Source organism: Puniceibacterium confluentis (genome assembly GCF_007923445.1).
In the GTDB taxonomy this organism is placed as follows: Bacteria; Pseudomonadota; Alphaproteobacteria; order Rhodobacterales; family Rhodobacteraceae; genus Puniceibacterium; species Puniceibacterium confluentis.
Genome location: NZ_VOJI01000015.1, coordinates 36397 through 50024, shown reverse-complemented (window position 1 = coordinate 50024; position 13628 = coordinate 36397). Strand labels below are relative to the sequence as shown.

The 13628-nt window shown below is 64.2% G+C and carries 13 protein-coding genes; 5 read left to right on the top strand and 8 right to left on the bottom strand.

The window, feature by feature from the left end:
- Positions 1–23: 23 nt before the first annotated feature.
- From FOY53_RS16450 to FOY53_RS16435, 4 genes are all read left to right on the top strand, one after another.
- Positions 24–1112: an AI-2E family transporter gene (locus tag FOY53_RS16450; RefSeq protein WP_146590857.1), complete on the top strand. Its 1089-nt coding sequence runs from the start codon at positions 24–26 to the stop codon at positions 1110–1112.
- A gap of 3 nt (positions 1113–1115) precedes the next feature.
- Positions 1116–1811 carry a P-loop NTPase family protein gene (locus tag FOY53_RS16445; RefSeq protein ID WP_146590855.1) on the top strand — a complete coding sequence of 232 codons (696 nt, stop codon included), beginning with the start codon at positions 1116–1118 and terminating at the stop codon, positions 1809–1811.
- A 39-nt stretch (positions 1812–1850) separates the two neighbouring features.
- Positions 1851–4028, top strand: a complete 2178-nt coding sequence (locus FOY53_RS16440; RefSeq protein ID WP_146590853.1) for an RNA degradosome polyphosphate kinase — start codon at positions 1851–1853, stop codon at positions 4026–4028.
- 100 nt (positions 4029–4128) lie between these two features.
- Complete coding sequence (locus tag FOY53_RS16435; protein ID WP_146590851.1) at positions 4129–5673, top strand: Ppx/GppA family phosphatase; 1545 nt, start codon at positions 4129–4131, stop codon at positions 5671–5673.
- Between the two features lie 12 nt (positions 5674–5685).
- Here the strand turns inward: FOY53_RS16435 and FOY53_RS16430 are convergent, their stop codons facing one another.
- The 7 genes from FOY53_RS16430 to FOY53_RS16400 form a co-directional block, all read right to left on the bottom strand.
- Entirely contained in the window at positions 5686–6042 is a 357-nt protein-coding gene (locus FOY53_RS16430) for a hypothetical protein (protein WP_146590849.1), read from the bottom strand.
- Between the two features lie 38 nt (positions 6043–6080).
- The gene (locus FOY53_RS16425) at positions 6081–7091 is read right to left on the bottom strand and encodes an endonuclease/exonuclease/phosphatase family protein (protein WP_146590847.1); all 1011 of its coding nucleotides are present in this window, start codon (positions 7089–7091) and stop codon (positions 6081–6083) included.
- Positions 7092–7114: 23 nt separating this feature from the next.
- The gene (locus FOY53_RS16420; protein ID WP_146590845.1) at positions 7115–7798 is read right to left on the bottom strand and encodes a molecular chaperone DjiA; all 684 of its coding nucleotides are present in this window, start codon (positions 7796–7798) and stop codon (positions 7115–7117) included.
- A gap of 98 nt (positions 7799–7896) precedes the next feature.
- Positions 7897–8376: a GNAT family N-acetyltransferase gene (locus FOY53_RS16415; protein WP_146590843.1), complete on the bottom strand. Its 480-nt coding sequence runs from the start codon at positions 8374–8376 to the stop codon at positions 7897–7899.
- The gene (locus tag FOY53_RS16410; RefSeq protein ID WP_146590841.1) at positions 8373–8987 is read right to left on the bottom strand and encodes a VOC family protein; all 615 of its coding nucleotides are present in this window, start codon (positions 8985–8987) and stop codon (positions 8373–8375) included. Before FOY53_RS16410 ends, FOY53_RS16415 begins: the two co-directional genes overlap by 4 nt.
- Before the next feature lie 142 nt (positions 8988–9129).
- Positions 9130–11259, bottom strand: coding sequence for a methylmalonyl-CoA mutase (gene scpA, locus FOY53_RS16405; protein ID WP_146590839.1), 2130 nt, complete (start codon positions 11257–11259; stop codon positions 9130–9132).
- On the bottom strand, positions 11222–12163 hold the full coding sequence (locus FOY53_RS16400; protein ID WP_146590837.1) for a hypothetical protein: 942 nt from the start codon (positions 12161–12163) through the stop codon (positions 11222–11224). The genes scpA and FOY53_RS16400 overlap by 38 nt, the downstream gene beginning before the upstream one ends.
- A gap of 166 nt (positions 12164–12329) precedes the next feature.
- On the opposite strand from FOY53_RS16400, the gene FOY53_RS16395 reads away from it, so the two are divergent.
- Positions 12330–12791, top strand: coding sequence for a DUF4174 domain-containing protein (locus FOY53_RS16395; RefSeq protein WP_146590835.1), 462 nt, complete (start codon positions 12330–12332; stop codon positions 12789–12791).
- A gap of 85 nt (positions 12792–12876) precedes the next feature.
- Here the strand turns inward: FOY53_RS16395 and FOY53_RS16390 are convergent, their stop codons facing one another.
- On the bottom strand, positions 12877–13626 hold the full coding sequence (locus FOY53_RS16390; protein WP_146590833.1) for a hypothetical protein: 750 nt from the start codon (positions 13624–13626) through the stop codon (positions 12877–12879).
- Between the last annotated feature and the right edge of the window lie 2 nt (positions 13627–13628).

Genomic DNA, 13628 nt, shown 5'->3' with positions numbered 1-13628 from the left:
AGCTACAGGAGTTTGTGACGATCATGGCGTTGCCCGCACGCGATCAGCTGAAATACTGGGGCATTGCCACGCTCGTCTTTGCGGTGGCGCTCTGGTATCTCGGCAACGTACTGCTGCCGTTTCTGGTGGGCGGTGCAATTGCCTATTTCCTTGACCCGGTCGCCGACCGGCTCGAACGACTGGGATTCAGCCGGGCGCTGGCCACGGCGACGATCACGCTGGTCGCGCTGCTGATCTTTGTGCTGCTCATGCTGCTGGTGGTGCCGCTGCTGATCCAGCAGACCGGACAGTTGATCAACACCGCGCCGCAGCTGTTCAACAACCTGCAAACCTTTCTGGCCGAGCGGTTCCCCAATCTGCTGGATGAAGGCGGCGTGGTCCGCGAAACCCTGGTGTCCATCGGCAACACCATCCGCGATCGCGGCGGGGAGCTGCTCAATACCGCGCTGTCATCCGCCGCCTCCATCCTGAACATCGTCGTGCTGTTCATCATCGTGCCGGTGGTGGCCGTCTATCTGCTGCTGGACTGGGACCGGATGGTGGCGCGGATAGACGAGCTATTGCCGCGCGACCACGCCCCGACGATCCGTCACCTGGCCAGCGAAATCGACAACACTCTGGCATCGTTCATCCGCGGCATGGGCACGGTCTGCCTGATCCTGGGCACATACTATGCGCTGGCGCTGATGCTGGTCGGGTTGCAGTTCGGTCTTGTGGTGGGCTTTGTCGCCGGGCTGATCACCTTTATTCCCTACGTCGGGGCGCTGGTCGGCGGCGCGCTGGCGATCGGTCTCGGGTTGTTCCAGTTCTGGGGCGACTGGCTGTCGCTGGGACTGGTCGCCGGGATCTTCGTGCTGGGTCAGGTCATCGAAGGCAACGTGCTGACGCCGAAACTGGTTGGCAATTCCGTCGGGTTGCACCCGGTCTGGCTGATCTTTGCCCTGTCGGTCTTTGGCACCCTCTTCGGCTTTGTCGGGATGCTGATCGCTGTTCCGATGGCCGCCGCACTGGGCGTGATCGCCCGTTTTGCCGTGGCGCGCTACAAGGGCAGCAGCCTTTATACCGGGACATTGCCGGGGGATGTGGCCCCCCTCCCAGAACGCCTGGACTAGATCATGGCACGCCAGCTCAAACTTGACCTTCCGTTCCGCCCCGCCCTGGGTCGCGGCGATTTCTATGTCTCCGACGCCAATGCGCTGGCCACCGCGCAGATCGACGGCTGGCGCGACTGGCCCGGCCGCAAGCTGGTGCTGACCGGGCCAAAGGGGTCCGGCAAGACCCATCTCGCCCATGTCTGGCGCGCCGAGTCCGGTGCCGCCATCCTGCAGTCGCGCGACCTGCCCGATGCCGACATCCCGCAGCTGGCAGAGGCGCATGTCTGTGTCGAGGATGTTCCCGCCGTGGCCGGCATCGCCGAGGCCGAAGAGGCGCTGTTCCATCTGCACAACCTGACCCTCGCACAGGGCAACTCGCTGTTGCTGACCGCGATCACCCCGCCGGCGCAGTGGCGGCTGGGCCTGCCGGACCTTGCCAGCCGCGTCATGGGCACCCAGGCGGCCCGCCTTACCCACCCGGACGATGACCTGCTGTGCGCCGTGCTGGCCAAGCTGTTCGCGGACCGCCAGATCGTTCCGGCGCCCGATGCGATCAGCTATCTTGTCCGCCACATGCCGCGGTCCTTTGACATGGCCGGGCGTCTGGTGGACGCGATCGACGATGCGGCCCTTGGCACCCCCAAAGGCGCCAGCCGCAGCCTTGCCCGCCGGATCCTGGCAGAGATCGAACCCCAATTTGACGAAGACGCCACCTGACGTCACACAGACTTTACACGCGCCCCCAATAAGGCCCTCATGACACAAGCAGATTTTCTCAAAGCCGCACTGCCCGCCCCGGTCGACCTGCCCGACACGGACCTGTCCGGGCCGGGCCGCTTCTACAACCGCGAACTCAGCTGGCTGGGGTTCAACTGGCGGGTGCTGGAAGAGGCCGAGAACCCGCGTGTCCCGCTGCTGGAACGCCTGCGCTTCGTGTCGATCTCGGCCGCCAACCTTGACGAATTCTACACCGTTCGTGTTGCCGGGCTGCGCGAACTGGCGCAGGCGGGCAACACCACGCCGGCCGCTGACGGGCTCACACCGCTGGCGCAGCTGGTGCTGATCAACGAGGACGCCCGCGCCCTGATGGCATCGCAGCAGCGGGTGCTGACCGCGCTGCGCGCCGAGATGGAAACCCATGGCATCACCGTCGTCAACCGCGACGCGCTGACCAAGGCAGACCAGGAACATCTGGCCGAGACGTTCCTTGAACAGATCTTTCCGGTGCTGTCGCCGCTTGCCATCGACCCGGCACATCCCTTCCCGTTCATCGCCAACAACGGCTATTGCCTTGCGCTGCAACTGGAACGCAGCCGCGACAAACGCGGGCTTCAGGCGCTGCTGCCGATCCCGGCGCAGATCGACCGCTTTGTCGCCCTGCCCTGTGAAGAGGGCCAAAGCCGCTTCATCTTTCTCGAAGACGTGCTGCTGCTGCACATCGACAGCCTGTTCCCCGGCTACCGCGTCAAGGACCAGTTCGGGTTCCGCGTGCTGCGCGACAGCGATCTCGAAGTCGAGGAAGAGGCCGAAGATCTGGTGCGCGAATTCGAGGTTGCGCTCAAGCGCCGCCGCCGGGGCGAAGTTGTCCGTCTGACCATCTCTGCCGGCGCCCCCAAAGGGCTGAAATCGGTCGTGATGCGTGAACTGCACGTCAAGGACGACGAGGTGATCGAGCTCGAAGGCATGATCGGCGCCGCCGATCTCAAGGAACTTGTCCTGGATTCCCGTGCCGACCTGCTGTGGCCGCTTTTCACCCCGCGCGTTCCCGAACGGGTGCAGGACCACGACGGCGACATGTTTGCCGCGATCCGTCAGAAGGACATGCTGCTGCACCATCCCTACGAAACCTTCGAGATGGTGACGCGGTTTCTGGCGCAGGCGGCGCGCGACCCCGACGTGGTGGCAATCAAGCAGACGCTCTACCGCACGTCGCGCAACTCACCCATCGTCGATGCCCTGTGCGAGGCGGCCGAGGACGGCAAATCGGTGACGGCTCTGGTCGAGCTCAAGGCCCGTTTCGACGAGGCCGCCAACATCCGCCAGTCGCGGCGGCTGGAACGTTCGGGCGCGCATGTTGTCTATGGCTTTCTGGACTGGAAGACCCACGCCAAGATCAGCGCCGTGGTCCGCCGCGAAGGCGAAAAGCTGGTGACCTATACCCATTACGGCACCGGAAACTACCACCCGATCACCGCCAAGATCTATACCGACCTGTCGTTCTTCACCTGTGACCGCAAGCTGGGGCGCGATGCGTCGAAGGTGTTCAACTACCTGTCGGGCTACGCCCTGCCCGAACGGCTGGAAAACCTCGCCATCTCGCCGCATTCGCTCAAGCCGCGGATCATCGAGATGATCGAGGCCGAGGCAGCCCACGCGCAGGCCGGCAAGCCGGCGCAGATCTGGGTCAAGATGAACTCGCTGATCGAGCCGGACATCATCGACGCGCTGTATGCCGCCTCGCAGGCCGGTGTAAGGATTGACCTGGTGATCCGCGGCATCTGCGGCATCCGCCCGGGCATCAAGGGCCTGTCGGAAAATATCCGGGTGAAATCCATCGTCGGGCGGTTTCTCGAACACAGCCGCATTGCCTGTTTCGGCAATGGCCACGGTCTGCCGCACCGCAAGTCCCGGGTGTTCATCTCGTCCGCCGACTGGATGGGCCGCAATCTGGCGCGCCGGGTCGAAACACTGATCGAGATTGAAAATGACACCGTGAAGGCACAGATCGTGAGCCAGATCATGGCGGCGAACCTTGCCGATACCGCACAAAGCTGGGTGATGGAGCCCTCGGGCGCCTTTGTCCGCCACCCGGTGCCGGAAGGCGAATTCGCCTTCAACTGCCACCGCTTCTTCATGGAAAATCCGTCGCTGTCGGGCCGCGGGTCCGCCGGGGCCAAGGATGTGCCGCAACTGACCCACACCGACGACAGCTAGGGGCGGTTTCCTACCCTTCTGGACTCCCGAGAAAACCGGCTGGTTTCTTGACGGGCAGCAGAGCCTGCGTCATGTTGCCCCGAGGCTGAAGGGGATGATTATGGACAACACCTTGGACCCGTCCCACCCGGATTGGGGGCCCTTCGGACGCCCCCTGTTTGACGACCCGCTGGCCCGCGCCCTGTCCCGTGTCGGCGTGATCGACATCGGCTCGAACTCGGTCCGGCTTGTGGTGTTCGACGGCGCCGCCCGGTCCCCTGCCTATTTTTACAACGAAAAGATCATGTGCGGCCTGGGGGCCGGCATGTCCGAAACCGGACGCCTGAACCCCGAAGGCAAGGCCCGGGCCTTTGGCGCCATCCGCCGGTTCCAGATGCTGGCCGACGGCATGAACCTGCCCCCCCTGACCGCCGTCGCGACAGCCGCGATGCGCGAAGCCGAGGACGGCCCCGCCTTTCGCGCCGAAGTCGAGGCCGCAACCGGCCTGCGCATCTGGGTCATTGACGGCGAAGAAGAAGCGCGGCTTTCCGCCCAGGGTGTTCTGCTGGGCTGGCCGGGCAGCTACGGGCTGATTTGCGACGTCGGCGGGTCGTCGATGGAACTGGCCGAGATTGCCGATGGCCGGGTCGGCAAGCGCATGACCTCGGCGCTCGGACCCCTGAAACTGCGCGATCTGGCCGGCGGTAAAAAAGCGCGCGACGCGGTGATCCGCGAAACACTGGACCATTTGTCCAAGACCATGGGCACCCAGCGCGACCGTCTGTTTCTGGTTGGCGGATCCTGGCGGGCGATTGCGCGCATCGACATGCACCGCCAGGGGTATCCGCTGCATGTGCTGCACGAATACCGGATGACTTCGAAGTCGGTGCAGGCAACTGTGAAATACATTGAAAAGTCCGATCTCGAAGAGCTGCGCGGCCAGTGTTCCTTGTCCTCTGCCCGGATGTCGCTTGTGCCCTATGCCGCCGAAGTGCTGCGTCGCCTGGTGCAGGTGTTCAAACCCAAGGATATCGCGATTTCCAGCTATGGCATCCGCGAAGGACTGCTGTACGAACAGATGCCGCAGGCTCTGCGTGACCGGGATCCGCTGATCGAGGCCTGCCGCTTTGCCGAGGCCAAGGACGCCCGCCTGCCCGGCTTTGGCAAAAAGCTGTACAAGTTTGTGCTGCCGATCTTTCGCAACAGCCCGGCATCGCGCCAGCGGCTGGTCCGCGCGGCCTGCCTGCTGCACGACGTGAGCTGGCGGGCGCATCCGGACTATCGGGCCGAAACCTGTTTTGACAATGCCACCCGCGCCAACCTGGGCGGGCTCAGCCATGCAGAGCGGGTGTTTCTCGGGCTTGCCCTGCTGCACCGGTACCGCAACAAACGCGAAGGTACCCGGTTCGAGGATCTCTACGACCTGCTTGACGGTCCGGGCAAGCAACAGGCCGAAATACTGGGCAAGGCGATGCGCTTTGGTGCAATGCTGTGGATGTCCGACACGTCGCAGGATGGCGCGACGCTTCAGTGGCAGCCCAAGAACAAGGTTCTGCGGCTGATCCTGACCAGGGATGCGCAGCCTCTGTTCGGTGAAGTGGCCGAATCCCGCTTTGGCTCGCTCGCGCGCGCGATGGGTGCGCAAAGCGAAATCAAACTGCTCTGAACCCGCAACGCGCTACAGCTCGATCTCTTCGCCCGGCTGCGGCGCCAGTTCCTCGGGTGTCTTGCGGCGCATGATGATGTCGCCGTTCGGCAGCATCTCGGGCGGATAGTACAGCGACCAGTCGTCGACCTCGGCCATCAGATCCCGCAGGGCGGGCCCCATTTCCTGCGCAAAATCCTTGATCCTCGGGCGCAGATCCTCTGCAAGATCCTGCAGATCCTCCAGCGCCGGCCCCATCTCTTCGATCAAGCCGCGAAACAGCAGCCGCGCGCCCTCTTTCATCAGGTCAAAGCCTTCGCTGTCACTCTCCTGCGCGGTCAGGGGCGTGGCCAGTACAACGACAAGAAGGGCGGCGGACAACTTGTTCATGGACCGAATATAGGGGCGCCGACGCTCTGCGCAAAGGGTCACAGCGCAATATCGAGCGTCACCGGGAAATGGTCCGAGGCAACCAGCAACGCGTCGCGCAATTCGCTGTTCGTCCAGCAGTCCGCATCTTCGAACGGGTGCCAGATGCGCCAGACCGGACCGAGTGCCCGCAAGTCCTGCGACACCATGATGTAGTCCAGCAGAGCCGACAGATAGCGGTTTTGCGGCTTGATATAGAACCGGGCCGTCGAGGGTTGCGCGCCGATGCGGCGATTCAGGGCCTGTGCAGCGTGCGGGTCGAACAGCTGCATGGCTGCGTCGTCCAACCCGCCGCCGAGGATGATCTCGACAGACGAGCGGCCGAACAGATCCTCGAACTCATCCAGACCGGGGCCGTCATTCAGATCGCCCATCACGATCAGCGACTCGCCCCGTTCCAGATGCAGCCCGATCCGTGCGCGCAGCCAGACTGCCTGCGCCAGCTGCTTGCGACGGTTGGCGATCGACAGGCGCATGACCTCGTCGCGGCTGCGGGCCCCGTGCGGCGCCTTTGATTTCAGATGTGCCCCGATGAGACGCAGGTGGCGCCCGGTCGCCGTGGTCACCGCCAGTTCGAGCGGCGGTTTGGAGAATGCCACCCGGTCCCGGGTCGCGTCGACGTCGAGATCAAGGTGGAACACGCCGTCAAAGCGCGGCACGCCTTCATCCACTGGATCATGAGTGACCTCCAAAACGCTGGAATCATACAAGAATGCGATCTCTTGCTGGGTGTCGTTGACGAATCCTGTCGCAACACGGTCCTGACGCAGATCAAAGGCACGGGCAAAGTTCTCAAGTGCGATGGCGGTCTTGCGTCGCCTGCCGGTATTGGGCGCTTCGATGATCATGATGCCGTCGGCGTCGAGCACCGAAAACACCATGCCCAGCGCCTCGGTCTGCTGCGCCCGGGATATGCCGTGGCGCGCGGACGGGTGGTCATCCATCAGCATCGCGCCCGCATCGTCGAACAGGGCATCGAACCATTCGACGTTGTATGTGGCCAGCCGCACGGTCGCCCCTGCCGCGCGCGGCGTCACGCGGTTGCGCGCGACGAGATGTCTTCCCACGCGCGGTTGATATCGACCAGACGGCGTTCCGACATCTTCACGGCTTCTGCCGGGACCCCGCGCGCGATCATCCGGTCAGGGTGGGTTTCGCGCACCAGCGCCTTCCAGGCGCGGCGCACATCCTCGAGCGGAGTCTCGGGGGTCACCCCCAGCACGCAGAACGGATCGGGCACCGCATCTGGCACAAACCGCGAGCGCAGGGCGCGAAACTGACTGTCGGTGAGGCCGAATATCTGGGCCACCCGGATCAGAAACGCATCCTCGGCCGGGTGATAGCTGCCATCGGCAATGGCGATGCGGAACAACCCTTCCATCAGATCACAAAGCGTGCCGGTCTCGGCGCCGAACATGGTGCCGATCCGGCGGGCGTATTCCTCGAATCCCGCAACGTCCTGTCGCGCGAGGTTGAACACCCGCGCAGCCCCGGCCTCGTCCTCGGGGGCGATTTGAAACACCTCCCGAAAGGCCGACACCTCGGAGCGTGTGACCAGACCGTCCGCCTTGGCCATCTTGGCGCTGAGCGCGATCACCGCAATCGTGAAGGCGACAGAGCGTTCCGGCGGGGCGCGCAGCTTGTCGAAAACAGCCGACAGCCCCTCCCCCTTGGCAAGGGCGGCGACGGCTTCGGATATGCGGCTCCAGATCGACATGGCCCGAGCTTAGGCAATCCACTGGGGCTTGTCAGCGCACATCGTGCATTTGCAGCATTTCTGGCGTTCTCGTGAATTGTATTGCGATCAATTTGGCATCACAGCATTTTTTGCATCAGGATCAGGTCGATCCAGCGCCCGAATTTCTGGCCCACTTCCGGCAGCCGGGCAACTTCGTGAAATCCCAGAGCCGCGTGAAACGGCACTGCAGCCGGATTCTCGGCGCTGATCCCCGCCCAGAGGCTGTGCACGCCTGCCTCGCGCGCATGATCGAACAGCGCCTGCATCAAGGCCCGGCCCAGACCGCTCCTGCGGGCATCTGGATGCAGCATGATCGAATGTTCCTTGGTCCTGGCATAACCGGGTCCGTTGCGGAACGCCGAATAGGTGGCAAAGCCCAGGATCCGCCCGTCCAGGGCGGCAACCTGAAAGGCACCGCCCCGTGCCGCGATATCGGCGACCAAACCGGCCTCGGTCTTGAACTCTGTGGTAAAGGTGATGGCAGTGTCGCGGATCACCGCATTCCAGATGTCCGCAATCGCCGCCGCGTCGTCGGCCTGTGCCTGACGCAGCCTCATTGCAGTGTCCTTTGCCCGGACCTGGTGCTGAAGGTCGCCTGCAATCCTGGTGTCGCCGCCGGCGTGAACGCGACGCGACCGTCCGTCAGGTGCGGCCCCAGCAGTGCGGCAAGCGCTGCGGCCTCGGGGTGACGTACCAGAAGCTGGTCGAGCATCGGCCCTCCGGTATCCATGAGGGTGCCCGGCGGCACCGGACTGTGCCATTCGATCAGGGCGGGAAACATCCCGTCAAACGGCAGGCAGCCATCCTCGGGCACGGCCATCGTCCATTCCAGAGCCCCGCGACCCAGTCGCACCGGACGTCCCGCCATCGGCAGGCTGTCCAGCGCCGCGCCGATGTCGGAGACCCGACAGATCCATTTGTCCAGCCGCGCCGGACCGCGAAAGTCGTCCAGCGCGAACCAACGCGCATAGGGTTTTGGCGGCGCTGCGGGATCCACGGCGATCGCTTCGAGATACAGCCCGTCAGCCAACCCGAGCAGGCGGTTGTGGGTGGCAAAATGTTCGTGTTTGCCGCCGGGCAGCAAAGGCACGCCAAGAGCGGTTTCAGCATGGACAGTGGCTGCGTCCAGCGTTTCCCCCAGAACCGCGATGTGATCCAGAACCAGCAATTCTGCGCGCCCTTTCCTGCGATGGCCTGCCGACAACCGCCAGCTGACATCTGGCTGAACATTTGGCGGTCGATCCGGCCGTTCGTTGGCCCCGGTGTCGCGGGCAACCGGCGGTAAACCGGTGTTGCCCGCTGCTGCGTCGTCAGTCCCGCGCGGCGCGGATCAGTTTCAGGATATCCTGAGCCGCCTCGGGAATGTTGGTGCCGGGCCCGAAAATCGCCTTGACCCCCGCGTCATAGAGGAACTGGTAATCCTGCTGCGGGATCACCCCACCGCAAATCACCAGAATATCACCGGCTCCGGCATCCTTCAGCGCCTGCACCAGTTTCGGGGCAAGCGTCTTGTGCCCCGCCGCCTGAGAGGAAATGCCGATCACATGCACGTCGTTGTCGACGGCATCCTGCGCCGCCTCTTCCGGTGTCTGGAAAAGCGGGCCGACATCGACGTCAAAGCCGATGTCGGCAAAGGCCGTGGCGATCACCTTGGCACCGCGGTCATGGCCGTCCTGCCCCATCTTGACCACCAGCATCCGCGGCCGGCGCCCCTCGTCCTCGGCGAACTGCTCGACCGATTTCTGGATGGCCGCAAAGCCCGCGTCCCCCTCGTAAGCCGCGCCATAGACCCCGGCCAGAGTCTTGACCTCGGCCCGGTGGCGACCGAACACCTTTTCCATTGCCATGCTGATCTCTCCTACCGTTGCCCGGGCGCGGGCGGCTTCGACCGCGGCGTCCAGCAGATTGCCGCCTTCGCCGGACCGGCGGGTCAGTTCGTCCAGTGCCGCGGTGCAGGCGGCCTCGTCACGGCTGCCGCGAATGCGCTTCAACCGGGCGATCTGGCTTTCGCGCACCTCGTCATTGTCGATGTCGCGGATGTCGAGCGGGTCTTCGCGGTCCTTGCGGTACTTGTTCACACCGACAATCACCTCGGTGCCCCGGTCGATGTCGGCCTGACGCCGTGCCGCCGTCTCTTCGATCCGCAGCTTGGGCATGCCGGTCGCCACGGCCTTGGTCATGCCGCCCAGTTCATCGACTTCCTCGATGATCTTCCAGGCGGCCTCGGCCAGATCGGCCGTCAGCTTTTCCACGTAATAAGATCCTGCCAGCGGGTCGACCACATTGGTGACGCCGGTTTCCTCCTGCAGGATCAGCTGGGTGTTGCGCGCGATGCGGGCGGAAAAGTCGGTCGGCAGGGCTATCGCCTCGTCCAGGGCATTGGTGTGCAGCGACTGCGTGCCCCCCAGCACCGCGCTCATCGCCTCGTAAGCCGTGCGGATGACGTTGTTGTAGGGGTCCTGTTCCGCCAGCGTCACGCCCGACGTCTGGCAATGGGTCCGCAGCATCTTGGAGCGGGCATCCTGGGCCCCCAGTTCGGTCATGATGCGGTGCCAGAGCATCCGCGCGGCGCGCAGTTTCGCGGCTTCCATGAAGAAATTCTTGCCAATGGCGAAAAAGAACGACAGCCGCCCGGCGAACTTGTCGATATCCATGCCGCGCGCCTGGGCTGTCTTCACGTATTCCTTGCCATCCGCCAGAGTGAACGCCAGTTCCTGCACCAGGTTCGCCCCGGCCTCCTGCATGTGGTAGCCGCTGATGCTGATCGAGTTGAATTTCGGCATCTCGGCGCTGGTGTATTCGATGATGTCGGCGATGATCCGCATCGACGGCTCCGGCGGATAGACATAGGTGTTGCGCACCATGAATTCCTTGAGGATGTCGTTCTGGATCGTGCCCGACAGCACCTTGCGGTCGTGGCCCTGTTCTTCCCCGGCGACGATGAAGCTCGCCAGAATCGGGATCACCGCGCCGTTCATCGTCATCGACACGCTGACCTGGTCCAGCGGGATGCCGTCGAACAGGATCTTCATGTCCTCGACAGAATCGATGGCGACTCCGGCTTTGCCGACATCGCCTTCGACCCGGGGGTGGTCACTGTCATAACCCCGGTGGGTGGCCAGATCGAAGGCTACGGAAACGCCCTGCTGGCCGGCATCCAGGTTGCGACGGTAGAAGGCGTTGGATTCTTCGGCCGTCGAGAAACCGGCGTATTGCCGGATGGTCCAGGGGCGGCCGGCGTACATCGTGGCCTTGACGCCCCGGGTAAATGGCTCCTGCCCCGGCAAGGTACCCATGTGGTCCAGCCCGTCCAGATCCGCTGCCGAATAGACCGGTTTGACCTCGATTCCTTCGAGTGTCTTCCAGGTCAGGTCGTCGACGCTGCGCCCGCGCAGCTCTTTTTCAGCGAGTTTGCGCCAGTGTTCGTTGATGACTGTCATGGTGTGTGTGTCCTCTTGTCGCTGGGTCCGGCGGCCAGGTGAGCCTGGTCTTGTCCGGTTCCGTTTCCTCGATATAGCGGGCCAGCCCGTCCGCGCCCGCGCGCAGCCAGTACAGGTCGTCGCTGTAGGTTTCGCGCAGCAGGCCGGTCTGACCGGCTGTGAAGGGTTGCCAGCGGCCCGGCAGCCGCGGCAGCCGGTCCGGGTTTTCGCCCCTGTCGGCCAGAACCCCGCGCAGCGCCGCCAGATCCGGCGACCGGTTGAACCAGTATTCGCCCGGCTGGGCTGCTGGCAGAAACGGCGTGCGGCTCATCTGCGCCAGCAGCCGGTCCGGCCGGTCGGCAAAGCGTTCGAACGGCGTCACGACGATTTCGACCCCCGGCAGGGCACAGGCCAGATCGGTGATCACTGCGCGCCAGCTGCGCTGCGCCTGCGCCATCAGGCGGAGTGTGTCGCCGTCCGGCAGCGGATTGCCGCGCGGCAGTGCGTAGGCAAGGAGCGACGCCCAGTAGGTGTCGAGCGAGCGGATCTGCAGCGACACACGCCGGATCCGGCCGCCAAAGGCGTGATGGAACCGCGCCATGCGTTCGCCCAGCTGCGGATAGAGCGTGCGCGCGGCGATCATGTTGCGGGGGGTGCCGATCATGTTTTCGTCGCTGATCACCAGCACCGCAATCCCGCGCTGCGCTGTCGCATGACAGGCCAGGCGCACCCGCCCCGCCGCGCGCCGGGCGATCTGCGGCGATCTGGGCCGGATCGGCACATCGTGGAACAATCCGTTGCGGGTGCGCCCCGGCCCCCAAAAACCGATGCCCAGATTGGCAAGCCGGTCCTCGGACGCACGCATATAGCGCTGGAAGCTGGTCGAACCCGTCCTGTGGGCCCCGAGATGCAGAATGATGTCCACGCAATGGTCCGCCTGTATTCCGCCCAGGCCGACCCCGGCCCGGTCTGGTGGGATTGGCCCCGATCATGTCGGCAGACCCCTCACAAAGACCTTAACGTTAAAATTTTCCGGGTCCGGGATACATTGGCAGTTCGCATTGCCGGCATGAACACCTATATCTAGGAGTATGAAAACAGGCTTCGCCCTTGCAATCGCAGCTCTTTTTTGCGCCCCACTGGCGGGAAGCGCGGCCGCCACCGATGCGACCCTGGATCCCGACGGTCTCATCCTGTCGGCTGAGGGCCGGGACTTGAGTGAATTCCAGTGGCTCAAGCGGCCGGTGGTGGTGTTTGCCAACAGTCCCGCAGATCCGCGATATGTCGAGCAGATGCAGTTGATCAACGAACGGCTCGATGTGCTGGCCGACCGCGACGTGGTGGTGATCACCGACACCGATCCGGGCGCCCGCAGCGCCATCCGCCAGAAACTGCGGGCGCGGGATTTCATGATCGTGCTGATCTCCAAGGAAGGCACGGTGGTGCTGCGCAAACCGTTTCCCTGGGACGTGCGCGAATTGTCACGCTCGATCGACAAACTGCCGTTGCGCCAGCAGGAAATCCGCGACCGCCGCGACGTGCTGCGGCGCTGAGGAGAATTGCAAAAAGCCGCGTCAGACCCTATCTTGGCAGCAGAGCAAGGAGACCCGATAATGGAAAAAGATCCCAGCATTCCGTTCACTCCGATCCCGCTGACGGGCCGGACCGGTCCGCGGCCGGGCTACTGACCCGCGCAATCACCGCCTCGGCGGCCTCGGCCCCCCCGGCGGCATAGGCACGCATCAGTTCCAGCGCATACTGGCCCAGAATGAACGCCTGCCTGCGCATCGAGCTGTAATCCTCGTACATGGCAATCCGACGGTCCTGCGTCAGCACGGTGCGGAACGTCTCGCCCCGCATGTCCTCGACCATGTGCCCCAGCGCGGCCATCTGGCTGTAATAGGCAACCACCGCGTCGATGGTCTGGCGTGGCAGCACCTCGATCTCGTCCAGGATCGCCAGATAGACCCGGTCGTGCTGTTCCTGCGGAATGAAGGGCACGAACTCGGCATCCTCGCGCATCCGCGCCGAGAGTTTGGCGACATGGTCTTCGGACCGCCCCTCGTCCCAGAGCGCGCGCAGGGCATTGCCGATCTCGGCATAGAGCGCCTTGTGATAGTCGCGCAGCCGCTCGGCCTTCAGTCGCCGCCGCCCCAGTTCGGCAAAGATCGCCGTGGTCAGCCAGCCGGTGGCAATCACCAGACCGGCGATCAGCGCCTGCCACAGACGCGGGTCCGCGCCCATCAAGGCAAACAGCAGCACGGTCGGCAATCCGAGCAGTGCCATCACCGGCAGCGCGATGGTGACAAAGAACTGCAGGATCACCGATTGCGCAACCCGCGCCTCGTCGCCGCAGAACAGATCTTTCAGGCCGCTCAGAAAGCGCATGA